This is a genomic window from Aliihoeflea sp. (assembly GCF_052435475.1).
Taxonomy (GTDB): Bacteria; Pseudomonadota; Alphaproteobacteria; order Rhizobiales; family Rhizobiaceae; genus Aliihoeflea.
Genome location: NZ_JBQVMV010000006.1, coordinates 127,701 through 149,899, shown reverse-complemented (window position 1 = coordinate 149,899; position 22,199 = coordinate 127,701). Strand labels below are relative to the sequence as shown.

Below are 22,199 nucleotides of genomic sequence, written 5' to 3'. Positions count from 1 at the left end.
GCGCTAACATAGGAAGCTCACGAACCCTTGCCAAGCGTCGCTCGCGAGCGAGGTTAAGGTCGGCGGAAAATGTGGTCGCGCCAAGGCGATGGCGGCAGCGCCGGGAGGCCGAAGAGGCGGCGAAGGGCTGCCGCGGGGGCAAGGTCGAACGAGGGCAGGAAAAGGCGCCAGGTGGCGAGGACGGGGCCCAGCGGCGACGGCGCGGCGGAGCCTTGAAAGACTTCGCCTTGCCAGACGGCCGGTTCGGCCATGAGTGCAGCCAGAACAAGGGCTTGGCTGGCGCCAGGCGGAACGGTGGTGTCCATTTCGCGGGCGGCGGCACCCGTGATGGCGATCGTTTGGGCGTCGGCGATCGGCGTGACGACGCGAAATCGGCCGTCCCAGATCGCGCCGATGCCGGGCCGGCCGGGCGCGGGAAGGTCGCGATGTTCGCGGTGGAGCCAGATGGCGCCGTGGCGCTTGTCGACGACCGCGCGCGACAATGTGGCGCGCGCCTTTCGTTCTCCGAGCGCGGCGATCAGGCGTTCCGAGCGGGCTGCGTCGACAAGGTGGTCGGTGCCGCCCGTGACGGCGAGCATGAGGCGCAGCGCCGTGACGCCGCCTTCATGCTCGAGGAACTGAGGATCGAGGCGGATGAGGCCGGGCGAGGGACGGGTAACGTGCGTGGCGATCAGCGCGGCTGCGCGGATGCCGTCGGCAAGTCGCGCGGCGGGATCGGGCATCGCTTCCGGGCGGGTTTCGCGCGTTCGCACGCGCTCGAATCTGGGGTCGCGGTTGGTCGGATCGTCGATCCAGCCGAGGCCGACGGCCCGGAGATGATCGCGCAGATCTTCGCGGGACGTGCCCAGAAGCGGGCGGACGAACCATGTGCGGTCGGCGTAGAGGACGGCAGGCGCCATGCCGGCGTCGCCGCGGCGGTTTTCGCCTGCCGAACCCCGCGCGTGGCGCATTGCGACCGTTTCGGACTGGTCGTCGGCGGTGTGGCCGAGGAGGACGATGTCGGCGCCGGCCTTTTGTGCTGCCTCGTCCAAGAGCCGATAGCGGGCAAGGCGGGCGGCGGCCTGGATGCCGGTCGCGGGCTTTTCGCCCTGCCAGCGTAGGGTGACGTGGTCGACCCCGATCTTTGCGCAGAGCTGCGCGACCGATTGCGCTTCGCCGGCTGAGGCTGCGCGCAGGCCATGGTCGACGGTCGCTGCCACGATGCGAAGCGCGGGCGCGTGACGATCTGCGAAGGATTTGAAAAGATGGAGAAGGGCGGTGGAATCGCTGCCGCCGGAGATGGCGATCAGGACCGTGTGCCTGTCGTCCAGATCGAGGGGCGCGAAAAGCGCGTCCGGGTCGAGCGGCATGAAGGCCAGCCGGTCAGCAGGAGGTGAGCTGTTTTTCCTGCTCGACGCGCTCTTTCAGCGCCTCTGACATCTGCGGATAGCGTTGGCCGACTTCGTTGAAGGTGGCGCAGGCAACTTCGCGCTGGTTGAGCGCTGCAAGCGAGACGCCGAGCTTGAAGAGCATTTCGGGGGCGCGGCGCGACTGCGGGTGGTCGCGGCTGGCGGCGAGGAAGGTCTCGGCCGCGTCGCGGTACTTTTCCTGTCCGAGGAGGGCTTCGCCGAGCCAGAACTGGGCGTCGGGAATCTGCTCGTTCTCGGGATAGCGCGCGATCATGTCGCGAAAGCCGGCTTCCGCCGTCGCGTAGTCGCCCGACAGGATGAACTCGTAGGAATTTCGATAGAGCTGGCCGGCGTCACCTGCGGCAGGCAGCGCCGCGACGGTGGTGCCGTCGGAGGGCGCTCCGGCGATGCCCGGCTGCGGGGCGACGGGCTGGGCGACGCCCGCGCCGACCGGATTGCCCTGCGCGTCGAAGGTGATCGAGCCCAGTTCGCGTGGCGGCGCGCCGAGATTCTCGCTCGAGCCGCCGGCGACCGGCGGCTGGATCGTGCCGTGGGATTCGGCGTCCGCCGTGTCGGTGGTCGCGGGCGGCGTCAGGGCATTGTTGCCCTGATCGTTGGACGAAGCGCCGCTCGACCCCGAACTGCCACCGGACGATCCGCCGCCTTCGAGTTCCTGAAAGCGGAATTCGTTGTCTTCCTGCATTCGCCGCAACTGGTCCTGCATCTGGAGGACCTGGAAGTTCAGTTCCTCGACGAGGCCGTTCAACTGGCGAAGCTGATCTTCCATGGCAAGGACGCGCTGGTCCGACGTCTGGGCCATCGCCGGGGCGGCGAACAGAAGCGGCAGGGCGAGCGCACCGCTCAGTAGGGTTGCAAATTTCATCATGCCTCTCGCTTGACGATGACGGTGAGGGGGCGCGACCGGGCGCCGCGTCCGCATTTCGCTTCTACCAGCGCGCCGGAGTTCGGCCAAATTTTGTTTTCGGCTGCAATAAGAAAGGCGGCCCGGGGGCCGCCTTGGATTGTTTCATGGAAGTGTTGCCGAAAAGGATCAGCTTCCGGCGCCGTCAAGCAGGGTGACCGCGCGGCGGTTCTGCGACCAGCAGGAGATGTTGTCGCAAACGGCGACCGGACGTTCCTTGCCGTAGGAGATCGTGCGCACGCGGTTGGCGGCGACGCCCTGGCTGACGAGATAGTCGCGGGTGGCGGCGGCGCGGCGGGCCGAGAGCGCGAGGTTGTATTCGCGCGTTCCGCGTTCGTCGGCATGGCCTTCGACGGTGATGCCGTAATTGCCGTACTGGTTCAGCCACTGTGCCTGGCGGGCGAGCGTCTGCTGGGCGTCGGCGCGGATGACGGTCGAATCCGTATCGAAGAAGATGCGGTCGCCGACATTGACGGTGAAGTCCTGGCTGGAGCCAGGCGTCGCCGCGATGCCCGAACCGGCACCGCCGCTCAGGCCAAGGTCGGCGGCGTTGTTGGGGGTCTGCTTGCTGGCGCAACCTGCGAGCGCGAGGCCGGCAACGAATGCGACGATCAGGGGGCTACGGGTGATGGCTGCGATACGGCGCATGGCCGCCTCTCCTTCGCACTAAATGGGTTTCGTTGAATATCCAGTAACCACATTGGGGTTAACGGACCCTCAACAGGCAGGGTTACGAGTTCGCTTCGATGATCGCGTGGCGGACGGCTTGCGTTGATTCGCCCCCGCTTTTGTCCGTGGCCGACGCTAGGGCCAATTGGGGCCAAAGCGCGGCGCATGTGTTGCGCGCGGGCCGCACTATTCGAGAAGCGGCGACCAGGCGGGGTCGGAGCCGAAATTCGGCGTCGCGATGCGCTGTTCGTTGCGACCGGTCAGGTCGATCGAGTGCAGCGTCGGGCCGGCCGAACCGGAGGCTTCACGGAAGAACATGATGACTCGGCCGTTCGGCGCCCAGGTCGGTCCTTCCTGCAGGTGGCCGGTCGAAAGAATGCGTTCGCCGGAGCCGTCGGTGCGCATGACGCCGATCTGGAACTGGCCGGCGCTCTGCTTGGTGAAGGCGATGAGATCGCCGCGCGGGGACCAGACGGGGGTCGAATAGGAGCCGTCGCCAAACGAGATTCGCGTCGGGTTCGAGCCGTCCGCGCCCATCGTGTAGATGTGCGGGCGACCACCGCGATCCGACGTGAAGGCGACCCGCGCGCCGTCCGGCGAATAGGTCGGCGAGGTATCGATGGCGTTGGAATTTGTCAGGCGCGTCGTCGTGCGCGAGCGCAGATCCATCATGTAGATGTTGGAGTTGCCGTCCTCGCGCAACAAGCTCATCACGATGCGCTGGCCATCGGGCGAAAAGCGCGGGGCGAAGGTCATGCCGGGGAAATTGCCGACGAGTTCGCGCTGGCCGGTCTCGATCTGCAGCAGATAGACCTGCGGCGTGCCGCCCTCATAGGACATGTAGGTGATTTCCTGGCGCGTCGGCGAGAAACGCGGCGTCAGGACGATGGCGCCGCCATCGGTCAGCGTGCGCTGGTTGGCGCCGTCCTGGTCCATGATGGCGAGGCGCTTGACGCGCTGGTTCTTCGGCCCGGACTCGTCGACATAGACGATGCGGGTGTCGAAATAGCCGCTCTCGCCGGTCAGGTTCTGGTAGATCGAATCCGAGATGATATGGGCGATGCGGCGCCAGTTCTGGCGGTTGGCGAAATACTGTTCGCCGACGACCTGCTGGCCCGAAAACGTGTCCCAGAGGCGGTATTCGGCGCGCAGACGACCATCGGCCTCCTGCGTGACGCGGCCCGTGACGAGCGCCTGCGCGTTGATGACGGTCCAGTCGTTGAAGCGCGGCGCGACGTCGGGATTGGAAATGCGCTCGATGAAGGCGCTCTTGGAAATCGGGGCGAAGAGGCCAGAGCGGCGCAGATTGGCCTCGATGACGCCGGTGATCTCGGCGCCGACATTGTCGCTCGACAGGAAGTCGGTGACGGCGATCGGCATCGGCTCGACCACGCCCTGCGTGACGTCGATCTGAAGCTGCGCGCGGGCGGGCATGGTGGCGACGAGCGCGCCGCCGAGCGCGAGCGCGCCGATGGCCAGGCAGGTCTTGAGGAATGTCATCATCGGTTTCGCCTCATTGTCCGGTCTTCATGCCGGGTGGGGTCAGAACATCTGGCTCGGGTCGAAGTTGAACTGGACGTCGGCCCAGGCTTCATATTTGTCGGCCGGTGCATTGAAGGGGGCGCAGCGCATGACGGCGCGGCGGGCAGCGTCGGCGGCCGCGCGCTCGGCCATGGACGAACCGCCGCCGGACACGATTTCGGGATTGCCGTCGAGCGCGCCCGAGGGGTCGAGCTTCAGGCGGATCGAAACGACCATGTTCTCGGCTTCGGCGGCGCCGACCGGCGGGTTCCAGCAGCGGGAGACCTGGCTGCGCAACGAATCGATCTCGCTCTGCGACAGCACGGCGCCCGTCGTCTGGCGGCCGCCGAGCGAGGCCTGTTCGCTCGATCGCTGGGCACCGCCGCCCTGCGCCTGGTCGCGGTTGAGGAGCGCGGCGATCTCGTCTTCGTTGAACTGGCTTTCCTCGCTGGACTGCTGCGCCTGTTGGGGCTGCTGCGCGGGGCGTTCGGGCTCGCGCTGCGGCTCTGGACGCGTCGCCTGCTGTTGCTGCGGCTGGGGGCGGACCTGCGGGCGCGGGGCGCTCGCCGGCAACTGGACGAGTTCGCGCGGCTGTTCCTCGGCGATGGCCGGTTCCTCGGCGGGTTCCGGAGTCGCTTCCTCGACGGGTGCGGGTTCAGGCTCGGCTTCGGCTTCCTGTGGCGGTGGGGGCGGCGTCGGTTCGGGCTCGGGCGCCGGGGCCGGTTCCTGAACGGGTTCGGGTGCGGGCGGCTCCTCGACCGGCGGCGGAGCGGATGCGGTATCGACCGGGCGATTGCCGGGCACGGTCGCGGAATTGGGCAGGTCGACCTGGTTGTTGCCGATGTTCTGCGCGTTGTCGACCGCTGCTTCCTCGGTGGTCGGCTCGGGCGCCGGCGTCTCGGAGACCGGTGCGGTGCGCTCGCCCTGCACGCTCTGCGAGATTTCGGCGAGCGGCACCATCTCGACCGGGAAGGATTCGAAGTTCGAGCTTTCGAGCGGGCGCGGCGAGGACAGGCTGACAAGGCCTGCCCCGATGAGCACCACATGCATGGCCACAGATGTTGTGAGGCCGGCCTTCATCGCTTTGCTCAGCTATCCTCGGGAAGGGTGACGAGGCCGACATTGCGGTAGCCGGCGCCGTTGATGCGGCCGAGCACGCGCATGACCATGGCGTAGTTCGCCGCGCCGTCCGCGCGCACATAGATGCGCTCGTCATAGCCGGTGGTGGCGACGGCCTCGAGGGTCGGCACGATGTCGTCGATCGCGATCTCGGTCTCCTGCAGATAGACCTGCCCATCCGCATTGACCGAGACGGTGATCGGGGTCGTTTCCGAATTCAGCGCGCCGGCGCGCGATTCGGGCAGGTCGATCGGCACGCCGACCGTCAGCAGCGGAGCGGCGACCATAAAGATGATGAGGAGCACAAGCATCACGTCGACGAAAGGCGTGACGTTGATCTCGGAGACGAGCGCGTGGCGCTTGCCCCTGCGCCTGGAGCGTCCGCCGCCTGGCTGTCCGACTGCCATACCCATGGTAAAGCTCCCTTGCCGCGATCAGGCCGCTGCCGCGCGCGGCATGACCTTTTCATCGATCTGGCGCGAAAGAATGGCGGAGAACTCGTCCGAGAACCCTTCCATGCGACCGGCCAGCTTGCCAGCGTCGGCCGACAATTTGTTGTAGGCGATCACCGCGGGAATGGCGGCGAGAAGGCCGAGCGCCGTCGCCAGAAGCGCCTCGGCGATGCCCGGCGCGACGACGGCGAGATTGGTCGACTGCGAGCCGGCGATGGCCTGGAACGAGGTCATGATGCCGACGACGGTGCCGAAAAGACCGATGAACGGCGCGGCCGAGCCGATGGAGGCGAGGTAGCCGAGACGACCTTCGAGCCCTTCCATCTCGCGGGTGATGGCGAGGTCCATGGCCTTGTCGATGCGGGTCTGCAGGCCGATGGGCGACTTGGCGCCCTTCTCGAAGCTCTTCTTCCACTCGCGCATGGCGGCGACGAAGACCGCACCCATGCCGGTGGTCTTGCGGTCGGCGAGGGTGCGGTAGAGCTCTTCCAGCGACTGGCCGGACCAGAACACCTGCTCGAAGCGGTTCAGCGACACGTCCATGCGCTTATAGGCAATGATCTTGTCGATGATGATGGCCCAGGTCCAGACCGAAGCCGCGATCAGGCCCAGCATCACCAGCTTGACGACCCAGCCGGCCTGCCAGAACAGCGCCCAGATCGAATGATCGCCGCCCGGTGCGGCCAAAGTCACGGTTTCCATGGTCCCAACGTCCTCATCACGAGTCCGGACGGCTCTAAGCCGCCCTTCCTCCAGGTGCGCCTGTCAGTTGTCATCGATTGCGTGCCGGCCTCGACCCCACGGCACCATGATCGGCCTTGTTCAAGCCAAATTTGGTGAAAGGAAGGCGCAAGACGTTATCGACGATTTTCATCGCCTTGTTCATGCGCCGTTAGGGTTAAGGAAGCGTTTAGACGGGCGTCGGGCTCAGTCGGGATCGATACCTTGCGGCATGAAGGCGGTCAGCCATTCCTTGGGAAAACGGCGCGGCTTTCCGCCTTCCGAAATGATCGCCGCCTCGACGCGCGCGGTGACCAGCACGTCCTCACCGCGCTTTAGCTCCTGCGCCATGTATATGCGCGCGCCGGAGATCTTTTCGGTTCGGGTCTCGATGGTCAGGATGTCGTCGATCTTTGCCGAGGCGCGAAAGTCGATCTCCATGCGCTTGACGACCCAGACGAGTCTTTCGCCATGCTTGCCGTCGGCAAGCTCGGTGTGGTGGACGCCGGCGAGGCGCAGGAAGTCCGAGCGGCCGCGCTCGAAGAATTCGAGATAGCGCGCGTGGTAGACGACGCCGGAGAAATCCGTGTCGGCGTAGTAGACGCGGGCGTGGATGCGGTGGCCGAACGGGGTGAGTTCGCCGGCGAGGGCGTGGAGGGATAGGGCGGGATTATCCACGGCGGCGTGGCGATCCTTCGCGCCCCCCTCTGTCCTGCCGGACATCTCCCCCGCGGGTGGGGAGATCAGCTAGCCGCAAACGTCGCAGCGCGTGATCTCCCCACCCGCGGGGGAGATGTCCGGCAGGACAGAGGGGGGCAACGTAGAGCGAAGGTTTCGATGCCATTGGCTTACTCGTCCTCGAACAGGCTCGTCTGCCGCACCGCCAGATCGCGCGGCGCTTCCAGCCCGAGATGCCGCCACGCATTGGCGGTGAGCATGCGGCCGCGGGGGGTGCGCTGGATGAAGCCCTGCTGGATCAGATAGGGCTCGATGATGTCCTCGATGGCATCGCGGGGTTCGGAAAGGCCGGCGGCGATGGTCTCGATGCCGACGGGGCCGCCGCCGAAATTGGTCGCGATCATGGAGAGATAGCGCCGGTCGAGATTGTCGAGGCCGAGCGCGTCGACTTCCAGCCGGGTGAGCGCGGCGTCGGCGACCTTGCGGTCGACGATCTCGGCGCCGGCGACCGAAGCGAAATCGCGCACACGGCGCAGGAGGCGCCCGGCGATGCGCGGGGTGCCGCGGGCGCGTCTTGCGATTTCGACCGCGCCTTCTTCGCTCATCGGCAGCGACAGGATGCGTGCGCCGCGGCTGACGATCTTTTCCAGTTCCTCGACGGTGTAGAAATCGAGGCGGACGGGGATGCCGAAGCGGTCGCGCAGCGGGTTCGTCAACAGCCCAAGCCGGGTCGTCGCGGCGACCAGCGTGAAGCGGGCGAGGTCGATCTTGACCGAGCGGGCCGCAGGACCTTCGCCGATGATCAGGTCGAGCTGGAAATCCTCCATTGCCGGGTAGAGGATTTCCTCGACGGCCGGGTTCAGGCGGTGAATCTCGTCGATGAAGAGGACGTCGCGGTCTTCGAGGTTGGTCAAAAGCGCGGCAAGGTCGCCGGCTTTGGCGATCACCGGGCCGGAGGTCGAACGGAAGTTGACGCCCAGCTCGCGCGCCATGATCTGCGCCAGCGTCGTCTTGCCGAGGCCGGGCGGGCCGACGAAGAGGACATGGTCGAGTGCTTCGCCCCGGTTTTTCGCCGCCTCGATGAAGATCTTCAGGTTGGCGCGCGCGGCCGCCTGTCCGACGAAGTCGTCGAGCGTTTGCGGGCGGAGCGTCGTGTCGACGTCCTCGCCGCGCTTTTCCGGGGTGATCAGGCGGGGAGCGGTGTTCACGATCTGGAAGCTCCCGTCAGGAGTTCCATGGAACTCGCCGCCTTCGAGGCAGCACGATCGAAGGTGTATGTGAAACCGCAGTCAGCTTCGACGTTCCGTTCCGCAAGCAGGGCATCTTCGAAATCCACCCGCCCTTTCTGGTACATCGCCAGCGCCTGCACCACGGCAGCCGAGCTTTCAATGTCGAGATACTTTATCATCAGCAGTTCGCGCATGGTTTCGCACAGGGGTTGGCGCGGGACTCGATAGCGGCTTCGCAGCACCCAGAATATCTCGAGCACGGCCGAGATGCCCACATAGCCGCGCCGCTCCTCGTCAAGGCTGGCAAGCAGATCATGCGCAATCTCGGACTGCGAAGGATGGTCGTTCAAGAGCGCCCTTAGAAGGACGTTCGCATCGATCCCGAAGCGCGTCACGCTGCTTCGCCCTTGTCTCCATGACCGTCGGTTTCCCGCGAGAAGTAGTCTTCCACGGCATCGCGATAGTCCTTCAGACTTGTGTCTGGAATCGCGTATTCCTGCAGGCGCCCGAACAGGCTCGTCGCAGGCCGGTTGCGCGGAATGATCTCGTAATTCCCATCGACCAGCACGAACTGAATCGTGTCGCCGGGACCGATTTGAAGACGCTCGCGTACCTCAATCGGGATCGTGGTTTGCCCTTTGGCGGTTATTCGGGACTCGTAAGTCTTTGGCGGCATTCAACGGCGCTCCTTACAAGCGGTACGATAGTAAGGAAATTTCCGTGCTGCAATACTCAACGCGCCAGCTCCTTCAATCCCAGCCGGATCAGCTTCGACGAATCGGCGTCTTCGCCGGCCGTCTTCAGCGCGACGGAGATGGCGTTTGCGGCGATGTCGCGGGAGTAGCCGAGGTTGACGAGCGCCGAGACAGCGTCGGCGATCGGGGCGGGGGCGACGCCTTCGCCAAGTTCCTGCTTGAGGCCGATCGTGCCGGTCGCTTCGCCCGCATAGGCCGGGGCCTTGGTGCGCAGTTCGGTGACGATGCGCTCGGCGACTTTCTTGCCGACGCCGGGTGCGCGGGCGACCATGGTGATGTCGCGCAGCGCGATGGCGTTGGCGAGTTCGGATGGGGTGAGGGTGGAGAGGACCGCGAGCGCGACCTTGGCGCCAACGCCCTGGACGTTGTTCTGCAGCAGACGAAACCACTCGCGCTCAAGCTGCGACTTGAAGCCGTAGAGCCGGATCATGTCCTCGCGGACATAGGTTTCGATGAAAAGCGTGACCGCTTCGCCGGCGGCGATGCCGGCCAGCGTGCGGGTGGAGCAGTAGGCGACGTAGCCGACGCCGTGGACGTCGACGATGCAGTGGTCCTCGGCGATCTCGTCGACGGTGCCCTTCAGCTTTCCGATCATGGTTTCACCCCGCTGCTGCCGCGGCCAATGCGAGCCTGCCGGTCACGCTCTGGCGGTGGTGGGCGTGGCAGATGGCGATGGCGATGGCATCGGCGGCGTCGTCCGTGTCGAAGGTCGCACGCGGCATGAGCACCTTCACCATCATGTGGATCTGCTTCTTGTCGCCATGGCCGACGCCGATGACCGACTTCTTGACCGCGTTCGGTGCATATTCGGCGACGCGCAGACCGCTGCGGGCGGGGACCAGCATGGCGATGCCGCGGGCCTGGCCGAGCTTCAGCGTCGCGGTCGCATCCTTGTTGACGAAGGTCTGCTCGACCGCCGCCTCGACGGGCATATGTGTGTGGATGACCGCTTCCAGCCCGTCATGCAGTTGGCAAAGCCGCGAGGCGAGGTCCATGTCGGCATCCGAACGGATGGTGCCCGAGCCTACGAAGCGCAGCGAATTGCCGATGGCGTCGATGATGCCCCAGCCGGTGCGGCGCAGGCCCGGATCGATGCCGATGATGCGAATCGTCTCTGCCATGAAGTCCCCGTCTTTCATGTTCGCTATGACATGAAAGCGTGAACAAAGCAGCAACGAATTTTTGGTCTAGCGCCCGAAAGCGGTCTTCAGCAGCGTGATCTGATCGGAGACGGGATTGACGGCGCGGCGCTCGAAGCTGTCGTCGGCGCCATAGACCTCGCCGTCCATGCGGCGCACGAGCGACTGGAGGCGCAGCGACCGGTCGACGAGATCGCGGAAGGAAGCGGGGAGTTCGCCCCAGGAATGGTCGGTGTCGAAGGCCGACGCGGTGTCGAGCCGGACCTTGGACTTTTCGGCGGCGACCTGGTCGCGGGTCATCTCGCCGGAATTGGCGGCGCGCTGGAGCAGGAGCCAGGAGGCGATCTGCATCAGGCGGGTGGTCAGGCGCATGGATTCGGCCGCGTAAAGCGTGGCGGCGATGCGCGACAGCGATTTCGCCTCGAGACGGCCTTGCCCATCAAGATACTCGGCCGCTTCCTCGACAAGGTGCATGCCTTCGCCATAGAGCTTCTTGAAGGAGCCGGAGAAGACGCGGTGTTCCGCAAGATTGATCGTCGCGGCCTGGCCGCTGCCGACTTCCATTCTCATCAAACGCCCCGAAATTCCTGAATTCTTGCGCCCTGGTGCCGATAACGGCGCGGTGGAGCCTGAGGTTCCACACATTGCCGCCGGTCACAAGGACGACCATGCGCCTTGTCCACCGCGGGGGCAACCGGATGTTTAACAAAGGGTTAACGCGCTGCGTGCTGCCTGCCGGAATGCCAAAAAAAAGAGCCACGGGAAGCGCGGCTCTCAGGAGTTTAACAGGGAGGCGTCAAACGAAGTGGTCCAACCACTCGGTAAGAATCCAGAAGACTGGATGGGGATAGTAATGAGCTATAAAGCTTAACGAAACGTAAATTTCGATGAAAATTCGGCGAAAACTGTGCCGTTTTGACCGACGCTAGAGACTGCGCGCCATCTCCCGCAGACGGAACTTCTGGATCTTGCCGGTCGAGGTCTTCGGCACCTCGCCGAAGATCACCGTGCGCGGGCACTTGTAGCGCGCGATCAGGGTGCGGCAGTGCTCGATGATCTCGTCCTCCGTGGCCGTCCGGCCGGGCTTCAGCTCGACATAGGCGACGGGTGTCTCGCCCCATTTGTCGTCCGCGCGGCCGACGACGCCGCAGGAGGCGACGGCGGGGTGCTTGTAGAGCGCGTCCTCGACCTCGATCGACGAGATGTTCTCGCCGCCGGAGATGATGATGTCCTTGGAACGGTCCTTCAACTGGATGTAGCCATCCGGGTGCATGACGCCGAGGTCGCCGGAATGGAACCAGCCATCGGCGAAGGCCTCGTCGGTGGCCTTCGGGTTCTTCAGATACCCCTTCATGACGATGTTGCCGCGGAACATGACCTCGCCGAGCGTTTCGCCATCGGCCGGCGTTTCCTGCATCGTCTGGGGGTCCATGACGGTCAGGCCTTCCAGCGCCGCGTAGCGCACGCCCTGCCGCGCCTTCTTCGTCGTGCGCGCGCCCTTTTCGAGTGCGTCCCACTCGCCCTTCCATTCGTTGACGGTCGCGGGGCCGTAGGTTTCGGTCAGGCCGTAGAGATGGACGACGGCGAAGCCGGCATCGGCCATGCCGGAGAGCACGGCCTCGGGCGGCGGGGCGGCGGCGGTGTTGAAGGTCACGGTCTGCGGGAAGTCGCGCTTGTCCTTCTTCTCGGCATTGATGAGCGTCGCCATGACGATCGGCGCGCCGCACAGATGGGTGACGCCCTGGTCGGCGATCGCGTCGTACATGGGCTTGGCGCGTACCCAGCGGAGGCAGACATGGGTGCCGATCTGGACAGCGAGCGTCCACGGGAAGCACCAGCCATTGGCGTGGAACATCGGCAGCGTCCACAGATAGACGCAGTGCTTGTCCATAGCCGCGTGGATCGTATTCGCATAGCACATCAGCGCCGCACCGCGGTGGCTGTAGACGACACCCTTGGGATTTCCAGTCGTGCCGGAGGTGTAGTTGAGCGAGATCGCGTCCCATTCGTCGTCGGGCATCGACCAGGCGAAATCCGGGTCGCCGGCGGCAAGAAGGGCCTCGTAGTCCTCGGCGCCGATGCGATCGCCCTTCGGATAGGGGGCGTCGTCGGAATACTCGGGGTCATCATAGTCGACGACGAGCGGCTTGACGGAGGAAAGCGCGAGGGCTTCGGCGACGACCTTTGAATGCTCGCGGTCGACGATGAGAACCTTCGTCTCGGCGTGGTCGAGCTGGAAGGCGATGGCGGCGGCGTCGAGACGCGTGTTGAGCGAGTGGAGCACGGCCTTGACCATCGGCACGCCGTAGTGGGCCTCGAGCATCGGCGGGGTGTTCGACAGCATGACCGTTACCGTGTCGCCCTTGCCGATGCCGCGCGTGGCAAGAGCCGAGGCGAGGCGCAGGGCGCGTTCCCAGAACGTCTTGTAGGTCGTGCGCGTCTTGCCGTGGACGATGGCGACGTGGTCGGGGAAGACCTTCGCCGCGCGCTCCAGGAAGGTGAGCGGCGTCAGGGGCTGGTGGTTGGCGGAATTCTTGCCGAGATGCTGCTCGTAGATGGTCATGCTGGTCGTTTCCTCCCGAAATCGGATGCCGAGAAAAGCGCCCCGGCCTCTATCCGTCAAGGAGGGCCGAAAGCCCGTCCCAGATGAGTTTGAGCGCCACGATGAAGACCATGGCGTACATGAACGGATAGAAGACCTCGGCGCGCATGCGCCGGACGATCCATGCGCCGGCGATGGTCGCGAGCGGGGCGATGGGCATCAGCACCGCCGATGCCGTCAGATTCGCGGCGTCGAACTGGCCGAGCGCGAAATAGGGCACGAGCTTCACCGCGTTGACGATGGCGAAGAAGATGACGCTGGTGCCGACATAGATGCGCGGCGCCTGGCCGAGCGCCAGCGCATAGACTTGATAGGGCGGGCCGCCGGCATGCGCGACGAAGGAGGTGAAGCCGCTGACCGTGCCCCAGAAGGTGCCGCGCGCGACCGAGTGACTGGCGCGGTGCTCGGAGCCGGCCATGCGGGTGGCGAACCAGCGCAGGAAGAAGGCGAGCGCGACGACGCCGACGATGAGACGCACCATCGCCTCGGTGACGATAGCCGCCGTCAGCCAGCCGATGGCGATGCCGAGAAGCGCGCCCGGCAGCATGATGCGCAAAGTGGCCGTGTCGCGATTGCCGCGCCAGAGCCACAGCGAGACGATGTCCATCAAGATCAGGATCGGCAGCAGGATCGCGGCGGCCTGGACGGGCGGCACGACCAGCGCCATCAGCGGCACGCCGATGAGCGCGGCTGCGCCGCCGAGCCCGCCCTTCGAAAGGCCGACGAGCAGGACGGAAGGGATGGCGGCGGCGTAGAACCAGGGATCGGTCAGCAAGGCGCGGGGTCTTCGTGGCTTCTGGTCAAGTCGTGTCGCATGGCTTATGCCGCAATCACAACAAGATCGCGCGCCAAATCGGCGTCCACGCCTGAGAGAGTGCAATGCCAGACGCCCTTCCCAATCGCTGCCGCCTCGTCCTGATCGCGCCCTCTTCGGGCGACGTAGGTGCCGCCATCATTTCGGCCATTGCCGGTGGCGACGTCGCTTCGGTGATGCTGCCGCGCGGCGCGCGTTCGGAGCAGGACTACCTCGCCTTCGTCGAAGGCGTGACGCCGGCGATCCAGGACAAGGGCGTCGCCGTCATCGTCGAGGGCGATGCGCGGGTCGCCATGCGGGCCAAGGCCGACGGGCTGCATTTCGAAGGATCGAAGGCCGATCTCGCCGACATGATCGAGCGCCATGGCAGCAAGATCATGGTCGGCACCGGAGGGGTGAAGACGCGGGACGATGCGCTGGAATTCGGCGAAACGCAGCCCGACTACATGTTCTTCGGCCGGTTCGGCTACGACACCAAGCCGGAGGCGCATCCGCGCAACCTTTCGCTCGGCGAGTGGTGGGGCGAGATGGTCGCGGTGCCCTGTATCGTGATGGCCGGCTCGTCCGACGAGAGCGTAGCGGTCGTGGCGGAGACTGGCGTCGATTTCGTCGCCGTCGAGCAGGCGGTGTTCGCCCATGACGATCCCGCCGCGCGGGTCGCAGCGCTGAATGCGCTTCTGGACGAAAGGGCGCCGCGTCTCGATGAGGAATGACCCGCTTTTCGCGCTTCTGATCATCGCCGCACTGGCGACGCCTGCGCTCGCCCAGGATGGCGGGCAGGTGACCGGGCCGCAGGCGTCCGAGGTCGCGCCAAGCCGGTTCGGCGGGCGCGAGCCGGATCATGCCTATGGCGCCTACCAGCGCGGGCTCTACATCACGGCGCTCAAGCTCGCCCTGCCGCGCGCCGAGGTAGGCGACAAGGCGGCGCAGACGCTGGTCGCCGAAATCTATGCGCGCGGGCTGGGCGTTCGCCGCGACGGCGAGCAGGCCGCCAGATGGTATGAGGCGGCGGCGGAGCAGGGCGTGCCCGAAGCGCAGTTCCAGACCGCCCTGATGCTGATCGACGGCGAATTCCTGCCGCGGGATCGCACGCGCGCCAATGATCTGATGAAGGCCGCGGCCGATGCCGGCAATCCGATGGCGCAGTTCAATTTCGGCCAGCTTTTGATCAACGAGGCCGGCAACGAAGCGGATGAGCGCGAGGCGCTGGTCTATTTCGAGCGCGCGGCGCGCGCGGGCCTCGCCGATGCGCAATACGCGTTTGCGCTGATGCTGACGCAGGGCGAAGCGCCCGATTTCGATGCCGCGCGCGGCTGGCTCGTGCGGGCCGCGCAGCAGAATTTCGACACCGCCCAGGTCGAACTCGGCTCCTGGCTCGTCGAAGGCGTCGGCGGCGCGCGCGACATGGAGACGGGCTTCGGCTGGATCGAACTTGCGGCCAGAGGCGGCAACGTCGCGGCGCGCAACCGGCTGGCCAAGCTCTACTGGGCAGGGATGGGCGTCGAAGGCGATCCGATCGCGGCGGCGGCATGGTACATGCTGGCCAAGCGCGAAGGTCTGGTCGATCCGGTGATGGAGGATCACCTCGCCGGCCTCACCGAGGCCGAGCTCGAACAGGCCGGCGCCCGCATGGCCGATATCGAGCGGGGAAGTTCAGGCCCGGCGGCCCTGCAGGAGCCGCAGGACGGCGAAGCTGCTGCCGATCCCGACGCGCAGAACGGCGAGGAAGATCAGCCTTAGCCTTGCCTGACGGCCCGTTTTATGGTCTTGGAGGCCGCAATTGCGGCCGCGCGCCCATTTCCCCATCTTGCGAAAGACGATCATGGCGAAGATCAACGGCAATGAAATCCGTCCCGGCAATGTCATCGAACACGATGGCGGGCTGTGGGTCGCGGTCAAGACCAATGCGGTGAAGCCCGGCAAGGGCGGCGCCTACAACCAGGTCGAGCTCAAGAACCTCATCAACGGCACCAAGCTCAACGAGCGCTTCCGCGCCGCCGAGACGGTCGAGAAGGTCCGCCTCGAGCAGAAGGACTTCTCCTATCTCTACGAGCAGGGCGAGGCGCTGGTGTTCATGGATGACGAGAGCTACGAGCAGCTCGAACTTCTCAAGGATTTCGTCGGCGAGCGCGCGGCCTTCCTGCAGGACGGCATGAAGGTGACGGTCGAGCTCTACGAAGACAAGCCGATCGGTATCTCGCTGCCCGACTATGTGACGCTGACCATTGCCGAAGCCGACCCGGTCGTGAAGGGCCAGACGGCGGCGTCCTCCTACAAGCCGGCGGTGATGGAAAACGGCGTGCGCGTCATGGTCCCGCCCTTCATCTCGTCGGGCGAGAAGATCGTCGTCGATACGAATGAGATCACCTACGTGCGCCGCGCCGATTGAGGCGGCATAGCCGGTCCATAGCGGCCTGCAAATGGCAAGGTCCTGCGCTTCCGGTGCTCACGTACTGATGTACGCTCCGCTCCGGTTCTCGGACCTCACCATTTTCGGCACGCTCTGAACCGGCTCTCCTCGCCTCAATGCCCTCTCCGGCGAGCAGCGAAAAGGACAAGAAAAATGGCACGCTCTGCACTTCTCAACGTGATGGTCCAGGCCGCGATGAAGGCCGGGCGGTCGTTGTCGCGCGATTTCGGCGAGGTGCAGAACCTGCAGGTCTCGCTCAAGGGGCCGGGCGACTACGTCAGCCAGGCCGATCGCAAGGCCGAAGAGATCATCCACGCCGAACTGTCGCGCGCGCGGCCGGGCTATTCGTTCCTGATGGAGGAGCGCGGCGCGATCGAGGGCGATGACGGCCAGCACACCTGGATCGTCGACCCGCTCGACGGCACCACCAACTTCCTGCACGGCATCCCGATCTTCGCCGTCTCGATCGCGCTCGAGCGTCAGGGCCAGGTCGTCGCCGGCGTGGTCTACAACCCGGCGATGGACGAGCTCTACACCGCAGAGCGCGGCGGCGGTGCGTTCATGAACGACCGGCGGCTGCGCGTTGCCGCACGCTCGAAGCTCTCCGACGCGGTGATCGCCACCGGCATCCCGCATCTGGGCCGCGGCCACCACGGCAAAGCGCTGGTCGATCTGCGCAACGTGATGGGCGAAGTCGCCGGCATCCGCCGCATGGGCGCCGCCTCGCTCGATCTCGCCTATGTCGCTGCCGGCCGCGTCGACGGCTACTGGGAAGACTGGCTGTCGGCCTGGGACATGGCGGCGGGCATGCTGATCGTGCGCGAGGCGGGCGGCTTCACCTCCGACCGCACCGGCGGACAGGACGTGCTTTCTGGCGGTTCGATCGTCGCCGGCAACGAACTGATCCACAAGGCGCTGCTGAAAACGCTCGCGAAGCCCGTCTAGGCGGTATCGAGGGTCGTCCCCCGCATTCGGCGCTTCGCGTTCTTTCAATTTCGCCATGATTGCGTTTACAGTCGTGAACGATTGAAATGCGGCACGAATCCGGGGCGCAAGGCATGGCCTTTTTCAGAACCCTGGGTGCGGACAGCGCGGCCGAGGATGCGGATTACGATCCGCGTGGCCTGTCCAGCCCCCAGGTCTTCCTCTTTTCGATGATCATCTTCCTGGCGATCGTCGGCTTCATCGCCGCCATCCTCTATCGCCAGATCTCGTCGGCCTTCCAGACCAATCCCGGGCTCAACGGCCTCATTCTCGGCGTGCTCCTGATCGGCATCCTGCTTGCTTTCGGCCAGGTCATCCGGCTGTTCCGCGAGGTCAAATGGGTGAACTCGTTCCGCGCCGGATCGGCCGAGACGGAACCTGTCCTGCTCGCGCCGATGAAGACGCTGCTCGGCCGCTCGCAGACCATGGCGCTGTCGACGAATTCGCTGCGTTCGATCCTCGATTCGATCGCGACGCGCCTCGACGAAAGTCGCGACATCTCGCGCTATCTGATCGGGCTCCTCGTCTTTCTCGGCCTGCTCGGCACGTTCTGGGGCCTGCTCGGCACGATCGGGTCGATCGGCAGCACGATCCAGTCGCTCGACCCGGGCTCGGGCGATACCAACGACGTCCTGAATTCGCTCAAGGCAGGCTTGTCCGCGCCGCTCGAGGGCATGGGTACGGCGTTTTCGTCCTCGCTGTTCGGCCTTTCGGGCTCGCTGGTGCTCGGTTTCCTCGACCTACAGGCAGGGCGCGCGCAGAACCGGTTCTACATCGAGCTGGAAAACTGGCTCTCCTCGGTAACCGACCTCGGCTCCGACATGGCGGTCGCCGACCCGTCCCGGGCAGGCTCGGCCGAGGAGATCAAGGCGATGTCGGAGCGGCTGCGCACCATGCAGGAGCAGGGCGGCGGGTCGAGCCCGCGCGTCGCGGCCGCGATGGCCAACCTTGCCGACGGCATTTCGGGCCTCGTCAAGAACATGCGCTCCGAGCAGCAGATGATGCGCGACTGGGTGGAAAGCCAGGCCGCGGAGCAGCGCGAACTGCGCGCCACGCTCGACCGCATCGCCGGCGCGCTCGAAAAGCAGGACAAGAGCTGACATGGCGCTCGCGCGCGGCAGGCGCAGCCAGCGCAACGTCGATTACTGGCCGGGCTTCGTCGATGCCCTGTCGACGCTTCTGCTCGCCATCATGTTCCTCCTGTCGGTCTTCGTGCTGGCGCAGTTCCTTCTCTCCCAGGAGATCAGCGGCCGCGACCAGGCCCTGATCCGGCTCAATGCGCAGATCAACGAACTGACGCAATTGCTGGCGCTCGAACAGTCGAGCAGCCAGGACATGGAGGACGCGTTGTCCTCGCTGCAGGCGTCGCTCTCCGATGCCGAGAGCGAACGCTCGCGCCTCCAGCAGCTTCTCGATGCGGGATCGGGCGCCGGCGCGGAGGCCGAGGCGCAGATCGGCTCGCTGTCGGGCGAACTCGACGAGGAGCGGCAGGTCTCGCAGCGCGCGCTTTCGCAGGTCGAACTCCTCAACCAGCAGATCGCCGCGCTGCGCAGCCAGATCGGCGCGCTCGAAGCTGCGCTCGACGTTTCCGAGGCGCGCGACCAGGAATCGAACGCCAAGATCGCCGATCTCGGGCGGCGGCTGAACGTGGCGCTTGCGCAGCGCGTGCAGGAACTGAACCGGTATCGCTCGGACTTTTTCGGGCGCCTGCGCGAAATCCTCTCGGATCGCGAGAACATCCGCATCGTCGGCGACCGCTTCGTCTTCCAGTCGGAAGTGCTGTTTGCCACCGGCGCGGACGTCATCAACCCGGCGGGCGAGGAAGAGATGGCCAAGCTCGCCGATGCGATCCTCGATCTCCAGCGCGAGATTCCGCCCGAGATCAACTGGGTGCTGCGCGTCGACGGCCATACCGACAACATCCCTCTTTCGGGCACCGGGCGGTTCCGCGACAATTGGGAACTGTCCTCAGCGCGCGCGATCTCGGTCGTCAAGTTCCTCGTCGCCAACGGCGTACCGGCCGAACGGCTCGTCGCGGCGGGCTTCGGCGAGTTCCAGCCGCTCGACGAGACGAACACGCCGCAGGCGCGCGACCGCAACCGGCGCATCGAACTGAAGCTCACCGAAAGATAGCCCGCAACGGGAGGCACGGCATGGATTGCGACGTGATCATCGTTGGCGGCGGACTGGCGGGGCTGGTAGCGGCGGCCGAACTCGGCGATCGCGGCAAGCGTGTCGTGATCCTTGAGCAGGAGGGCGAGAACTCGATCGGCGGGCAGGCATTCTGGTCGCTCGGCGGCCTGTTCATGGTCGACACGCCCGAGCAACGGCGCATGCGCATTCGCGACAGCCAAGAACTGGCGCTGTCCGACTGGATGGGCTCGGCCGCGTTCGACCGGGACGAGGATCGGTGGCCGCGAACGGTCGCCGAAGCCTATGTCGATTTCGCCGCAGGCGAGATGCGAAGCTGGCTGCACCAGATGGGAATGCGCTGGTTTCCGGTCGTCGGCTGGGCAGAACGCGGCGGGGCGCTCGCCACCGGGCATGGCAATTCGGTGCCGCGGTTTCACCTGACATGGGGCACGGGGCCGGGCGTCGTCGCGCCGTTCGAGCGGCGCGTGCGGGCGCATGTCGAAGCTGGCCGGATCAGTTTGAAGTTCCGCCATCGGGCGAGCCGGTTGATCAAGACCAATGGTGCGGTGACCGGCGTTGCCGGCGAGGTGCTGGCGGCGTCGACGGTCGGGCGCGGGGAGAAATCGTCGCGTGAAAGCGTCAGCGACTTTGAGGTGTCCGCCGGCGCGGTAATCGTCGCCTCGGGTGGGATCGGCGGCGATTTTGAACTGGTGCGCAGGAACTGGCCGGTCGAGCGATTGGGGCCGGCGCCGAAGCGGATGGTCGCCGGGGTGCCGCACCATGTCGACGGGCGTATGATCGGCATTGCGCGCGACGCGGGCGCGTCGGTGATCAACGCGGACCGAATGTGGCACTACACGGAAGGTCTGAAGAACTGGTCGCCGATCTGGCCGAACCATGGCATCCGCATCCTGCCAGGCCCGTCCTCGATGTGGTTCGACGCGTTTGGCGCGCGGCTCGAGCCGCCAGCGATGCCGGGCTTCGATACGCTTTCGACGCTGAAGCGCATCCTGTCGACCGGGCGCGACCATTCCTGGTTCGTGCTGACGCAGAAGATCATCGAGAAGGAATTCGCGCTGTCCGGCTCGGAGCAGAACCCGGACCTGACCTCCGGCGAATGGCTGCAGGTGATCAGGAGCCGGCGCGGCAAGGGCGCACCGCCGCCGGTCGAGGCGTTCAAGCGCAATGGCGAGGATTTCATCGTCTCTTCCTCGCTCGGCGAACTCGTCGCGGGCATGAACCGGCTCGTCGGCGAGGAGCTAATCGACCATGACCGGCTGGAGGCGCAGATCGCGGCGCGCGACCGGCAGATCGACAATCCGTTTGCCAAGGACGCGCAGGTGACCGCCATTCGCGGTGCGCGCGCCTATCTCGGCGACCGGCTGATCCGCACTGCCAAACCACACAAGATCCTCGATCCGAAGAACGGGCCGCTGATCGCGGTGCGGCTCAATATCCTCACCCGCAAGACGCTAGGCGGCATCCATACCGACCTCGACGCGCGCGTGCTGGACGGATCGGGCCAGCCGATTTCCGGGCTCTATGCCATCGGCGAGGCAGCGGGCTTCGGCGGTGGCGGCTATCACGGATACAACGCGCTGGAAGGCACGTTTCTCGGCGGCTGCATCTTTTCGGGCCGCGCGGCGGGGCGCAAGGCAGCGCAATGAATTCGATCAAGGACACTTTCATGCAACTGACCAATAGCGACATCGCGGAACTGACGGCGTGGCGGCGCAAGCTGCACGAGCAGCCGGAAATCTCGGGCGAGGAGGAAGAGACGGCGCGCGAGGTCGTGTCCTTCCTGACGCCGACCGAGCCCGACGAAATCCTGACCGGGCTCGGTGGTCATGGCGTCGCAGTGGTCTATGACAGCGGCGCGCCGGGGCCAACCGTGCTCTTCCGCTCTGAGACCGACGCGCTGCCGATCGAGGAACTGGGCGACGTGCCGCACCGCTCGAAAGTGCCTGGCAAGTCACATATGTGCGGCCATGAGGGGCATACGACGATCCTCGCCGCGCTCGGGCGCCAGCTTGGGCGCGAGCGGCCGGCGAAGGGGCGCGTGGTGCTGATGTTTCAGCCGGCGGAGGAGACGGGCGCGGGCGCGGTCGGCGTCGTTGCCGATCCGCGCTACGATGCGATCCTGCCCGACTTCGCTTTCTCGCTGCACAATTTGCCGGGAACGCCGCTCGGCCATGTGCGGCTGAAGGAGGGCGTCGTCAATTGTGCCTCGCGCGGGATGCGGATCGTCCTGACCGGCAAGACCGCGCATTCCTCGATGCCAGAGACCGGCACCTCGCCGATGCCGGCGGTGGCCGAACTGATGCCGAGGCTTGCCGCGCTTGGCGGCGGACGGTTCAGCGAGGATGAGTTCGCGATGGTCACCGTGACCCACGCATCGATGGGCGAGGCGGTGTTCGGCATCGCGCCGGGACGGGCCGAAGTCTGGGTGACGCTGCGCACGCGGCTCGACGAGCGCATGGCCGACCTCGTTGCCTCCGCCGAGGCGCTGGCGAAGGATGCTGCGGGGCGGGCAGGGCTCGGTTGTGAAATCGACTATCACGAGATCTTCGTCGCCAGCCTCAACGCGCCGGAGGCCGTCTCGCATCTGCGCGCGGCGATGGACGCGGAAGGTATTTCCCATGACGAAGCCGAGCTGCCGATGCG

Annotated in this window: 24 protein-coding genes; 8 read left to right on the top strand and 16 right to left on the bottom strand. The window is 65.9% G+C overall.

The window, feature by feature from the left end:
• Window positions 1-53: 53 nt before the first annotated feature.
• The 16 genes from tilS to ACT6QU_RS09790 all read right to left on the bottom strand — a co-directional run bounded on the left by tilS (window position 54) and on the right by ACT6QU_RS09790 (window position 13,969).
• Complete coding sequence (gene tilS / locus ACT6QU_RS09865; protein ID WP_444836745.1) at window positions 54-1,349, bottom strand: tRNA lysidine(34) synthetase TilS; 1,296 nt, start codon at window positions 1,347-1,349, stop codon at window positions 54-56.
• 13 nt (window positions 1,350-1,362) lie between these two features.
• On the bottom strand, window positions 1,363-2,271 hold the full coding sequence (gene ybgF, locus ACT6QU_RS09860) for a tol-pal system protein YbgF (protein WP_024587226.1): 909 nt from the start codon (window positions 2,269-2,271) through the stop codon (window positions 1,363-1,365).
• A 168-nt stretch (window positions 2,272-2,439) separates the two neighbouring features.
• Window positions 2,440-2,958, bottom strand: a complete 519-nt coding sequence (pal, locus tag ACT6QU_RS09855) for a peptidoglycan-associated lipoprotein Pal (RefSeq protein ID WP_024587225.1) — start codon at window positions 2,956-2,958, stop codon at window positions 2,440-2,442.
• 207 nt (window positions 2,959-3,165) lie between these two features.
• Window positions 3,166-4,482, bottom strand: a complete 1,317-nt coding sequence (tolB, locus tag ACT6QU_RS09850) for a Tol-Pal system beta propeller repeat protein TolB (protein ID WP_444836746.1) — start codon at window positions 4,480-4,482, stop codon at window positions 3,166-3,168.
• Window positions 4,483-4,521: 39 nt separating this feature from the next.
• Complete coding sequence (locus ACT6QU_RS09845; protein WP_444836747.1) at window positions 4,522-5,580, bottom strand: hypothetical protein; 1,059 nt, start codon at window positions 5,578-5,580, stop codon at window positions 4,522-4,524.
• Window positions 5,581-5,588: 8 nt separating this feature from the next.
• Window positions 5,589-6,032 (bottom strand): ExbD/TolR family protein, encoded by a 444-nt coding sequence (locus tag ACT6QU_RS09840; protein ID WP_024587222.1) that lies wholly within the window; start codon window positions 6,030-6,032, stop codon window positions 5,589-5,591.
• A gap of 21 nt (window positions 6,033-6,053) precedes the next feature.
• Complete coding sequence (gene tolQ, locus ACT6QU_RS09835; protein WP_024587221.1) at window positions 6,054-6,773, bottom strand: protein TolQ; 720 nt, start codon at window positions 6,771-6,773, stop codon at window positions 6,054-6,056.
• A gap of 225 nt (window positions 6,774-6,998) precedes the next feature.
• Window positions 6,999-7,514, bottom strand: coding sequence for a tol-pal system-associated acyl-CoA thioesterase (gene ybgC, locus ACT6QU_RS09830; RefSeq protein ID WP_444836748.1), 516 nt, complete (start codon window positions 7,512-7,514; stop codon window positions 6,999-7,001).
• A 125-nt stretch (window positions 7,515-7,639) separates the two neighbouring features.
• Complete coding sequence (gene ruvB, locus ACT6QU_RS09825; RefSeq protein WP_444563569.1) at window positions 7,640-8,677, bottom strand: Holliday junction branch migration DNA helicase RuvB; 1,038 nt, start codon at window positions 8,675-8,677, stop codon at window positions 7,640-7,642.
• Window positions 8,674-9,048 (bottom strand): PIN domain-containing protein, encoded by a 375-nt coding sequence (locus ACT6QU_RS09820; protein WP_444836671.1) that lies wholly within the window; start codon window positions 9,046-9,048, stop codon window positions 8,674-8,676. Before ACT6QU_RS09820 ends, ruvB begins: the two co-directional genes overlap by 4 nt.
• A gap of 41 nt (window positions 9,049-9,089) precedes the next feature.
• Window positions 9,090-9,374 (bottom strand): AbrB/MazE/SpoVT family DNA-binding domain-containing protein, encoded by a 285-nt coding sequence (locus tag ACT6QU_RS09815; protein WP_444563571.1) that lies wholly within the window; start codon window positions 9,372-9,374, stop codon window positions 9,090-9,092.
• Between the two features lie 56 nt (window positions 9,375-9,430).
• Entirely contained in the window at window positions 9,431-10,048 is a 618-nt protein-coding gene (ruvA, locus tag ACT6QU_RS09810) for a Holliday junction branch migration protein RuvA (protein ID WP_444563572.1), read from the bottom strand.
• A gap of 4 nt (window positions 10,049-10,052) precedes the next feature.
• A complete protein-coding gene (gene ruvC / locus ACT6QU_RS09805) occupies window positions 10,053-10,574 on the bottom strand; it encodes a crossover junction endodeoxyribonuclease RuvC (protein ID WP_444563573.1) in 522 nt (173 codons plus the stop codon).
• 66 nt (window positions 10,575-10,640) lie between these two features.
• On the bottom strand, window positions 10,641-11,156 hold the full coding sequence (rcdA, locus tag ACT6QU_RS09800) for a protease adaptor protein RcdA (protein WP_444563686.1): 516 nt from the start codon (window positions 11,154-11,156) through the stop codon (window positions 10,641-10,643).
• 361 nt (window positions 11,157-11,517) lie between these two features.
• Complete coding sequence (locus ACT6QU_RS09795; protein WP_444563574.1) at window positions 11,518-13,155, bottom strand: acyl-CoA synthetase; 1,638 nt, start codon at window positions 13,153-13,155, stop codon at window positions 11,518-11,520.
• A gap of 49 nt (window positions 13,156-13,204) precedes the next feature.
• A complete protein-coding gene (locus ACT6QU_RS09790; RefSeq protein WP_444563575.1) occupies window positions 13,205-13,969 on the bottom strand; it encodes a sulfite exporter TauE/SafE family protein in 765 nt (254 codons plus the stop codon).
• A 104-nt stretch (window positions 13,970-14,073) separates the two neighbouring features.
• Between ACT6QU_RS09790 and ACT6QU_RS09785 the strand changes: the two genes are divergently transcribed.
• The 8 genes from ACT6QU_RS09785 to ACT6QU_RS09750 form a co-directional block, all read left to right on the top strand.
• On the top strand, window positions 14,074-14,721 hold the full coding sequence (locus ACT6QU_RS09785; RefSeq protein ID WP_444563576.1) for a thiamine phosphate synthase: 648 nt from the start codon (window positions 14,074-14,076) through the stop codon (window positions 14,719-14,721).
• Window positions 14,711-15,748, top strand: a complete 1,038-nt coding sequence (locus tag ACT6QU_RS09780) for a tetratricopeptide repeat protein (RefSeq protein WP_444563577.1) — start codon at window positions 14,711-14,713, stop codon at window positions 15,746-15,748. The genes ACT6QU_RS09785 and ACT6QU_RS09780 overlap by 11 nt, the downstream gene beginning before the upstream one ends.
• An 82-nt stretch (window positions 15,749-15,830) precedes the next feature.
• On the top strand, window positions 15,831-16,397 hold the full coding sequence (efp, locus tag ACT6QU_RS09775) for an elongation factor P (protein WP_024587209.1): 567 nt from the start codon (window positions 15,831-15,833) through the stop codon (window positions 16,395-16,397).
• A 174-nt stretch (window positions 16,398-16,571) separates the two neighbouring features.
• Window positions 16,572-17,363, top strand: coding sequence for an inositol monophosphatase family protein (locus ACT6QU_RS09770; RefSeq protein WP_444563578.1), 792 nt, complete (start codon window positions 16,572-16,574; stop codon window positions 17,361-17,363).
• Between the two features lie 113 nt (window positions 17,364-17,476).
• On the top strand, window positions 17,477-18,502 hold the full coding sequence (locus ACT6QU_RS09765; protein WP_024587207.1) for a MotA/TolQ/ExbB proton channel family protein: 1,026 nt from the start codon (window positions 17,477-17,479) through the stop codon (window positions 18,500-18,502).
• A 1-nt stretch (window position 18,503) separates the two neighbouring features.
• Window positions 18,504-19,535, top strand: a complete 1,032-nt coding sequence (locus tag ACT6QU_RS09760) for a peptidoglycan -binding protein (RefSeq protein ID WP_444563579.1) — start codon at window positions 18,504-18,506, stop codon at window positions 19,533-19,535.
• A gap of 20 nt (window positions 19,536-19,555) precedes the next feature.
• On the top strand, window positions 19,556-21,202 hold the full coding sequence (locus tag ACT6QU_RS09755; protein WP_444563580.1) for an FAD-binding dehydrogenase: 1,647 nt from the start codon (window positions 19,556-19,558) through the stop codon (window positions 21,200-21,202).
• Between the two features lie 20 nt (window positions 21,203-21,222).
• The coding region (locus ACT6QU_RS09750) for an amidohydrolase (protein ID WP_444836872.1) at window positions 21,223-22,199 on the top strand (977 nt) is incomplete at its 3' end.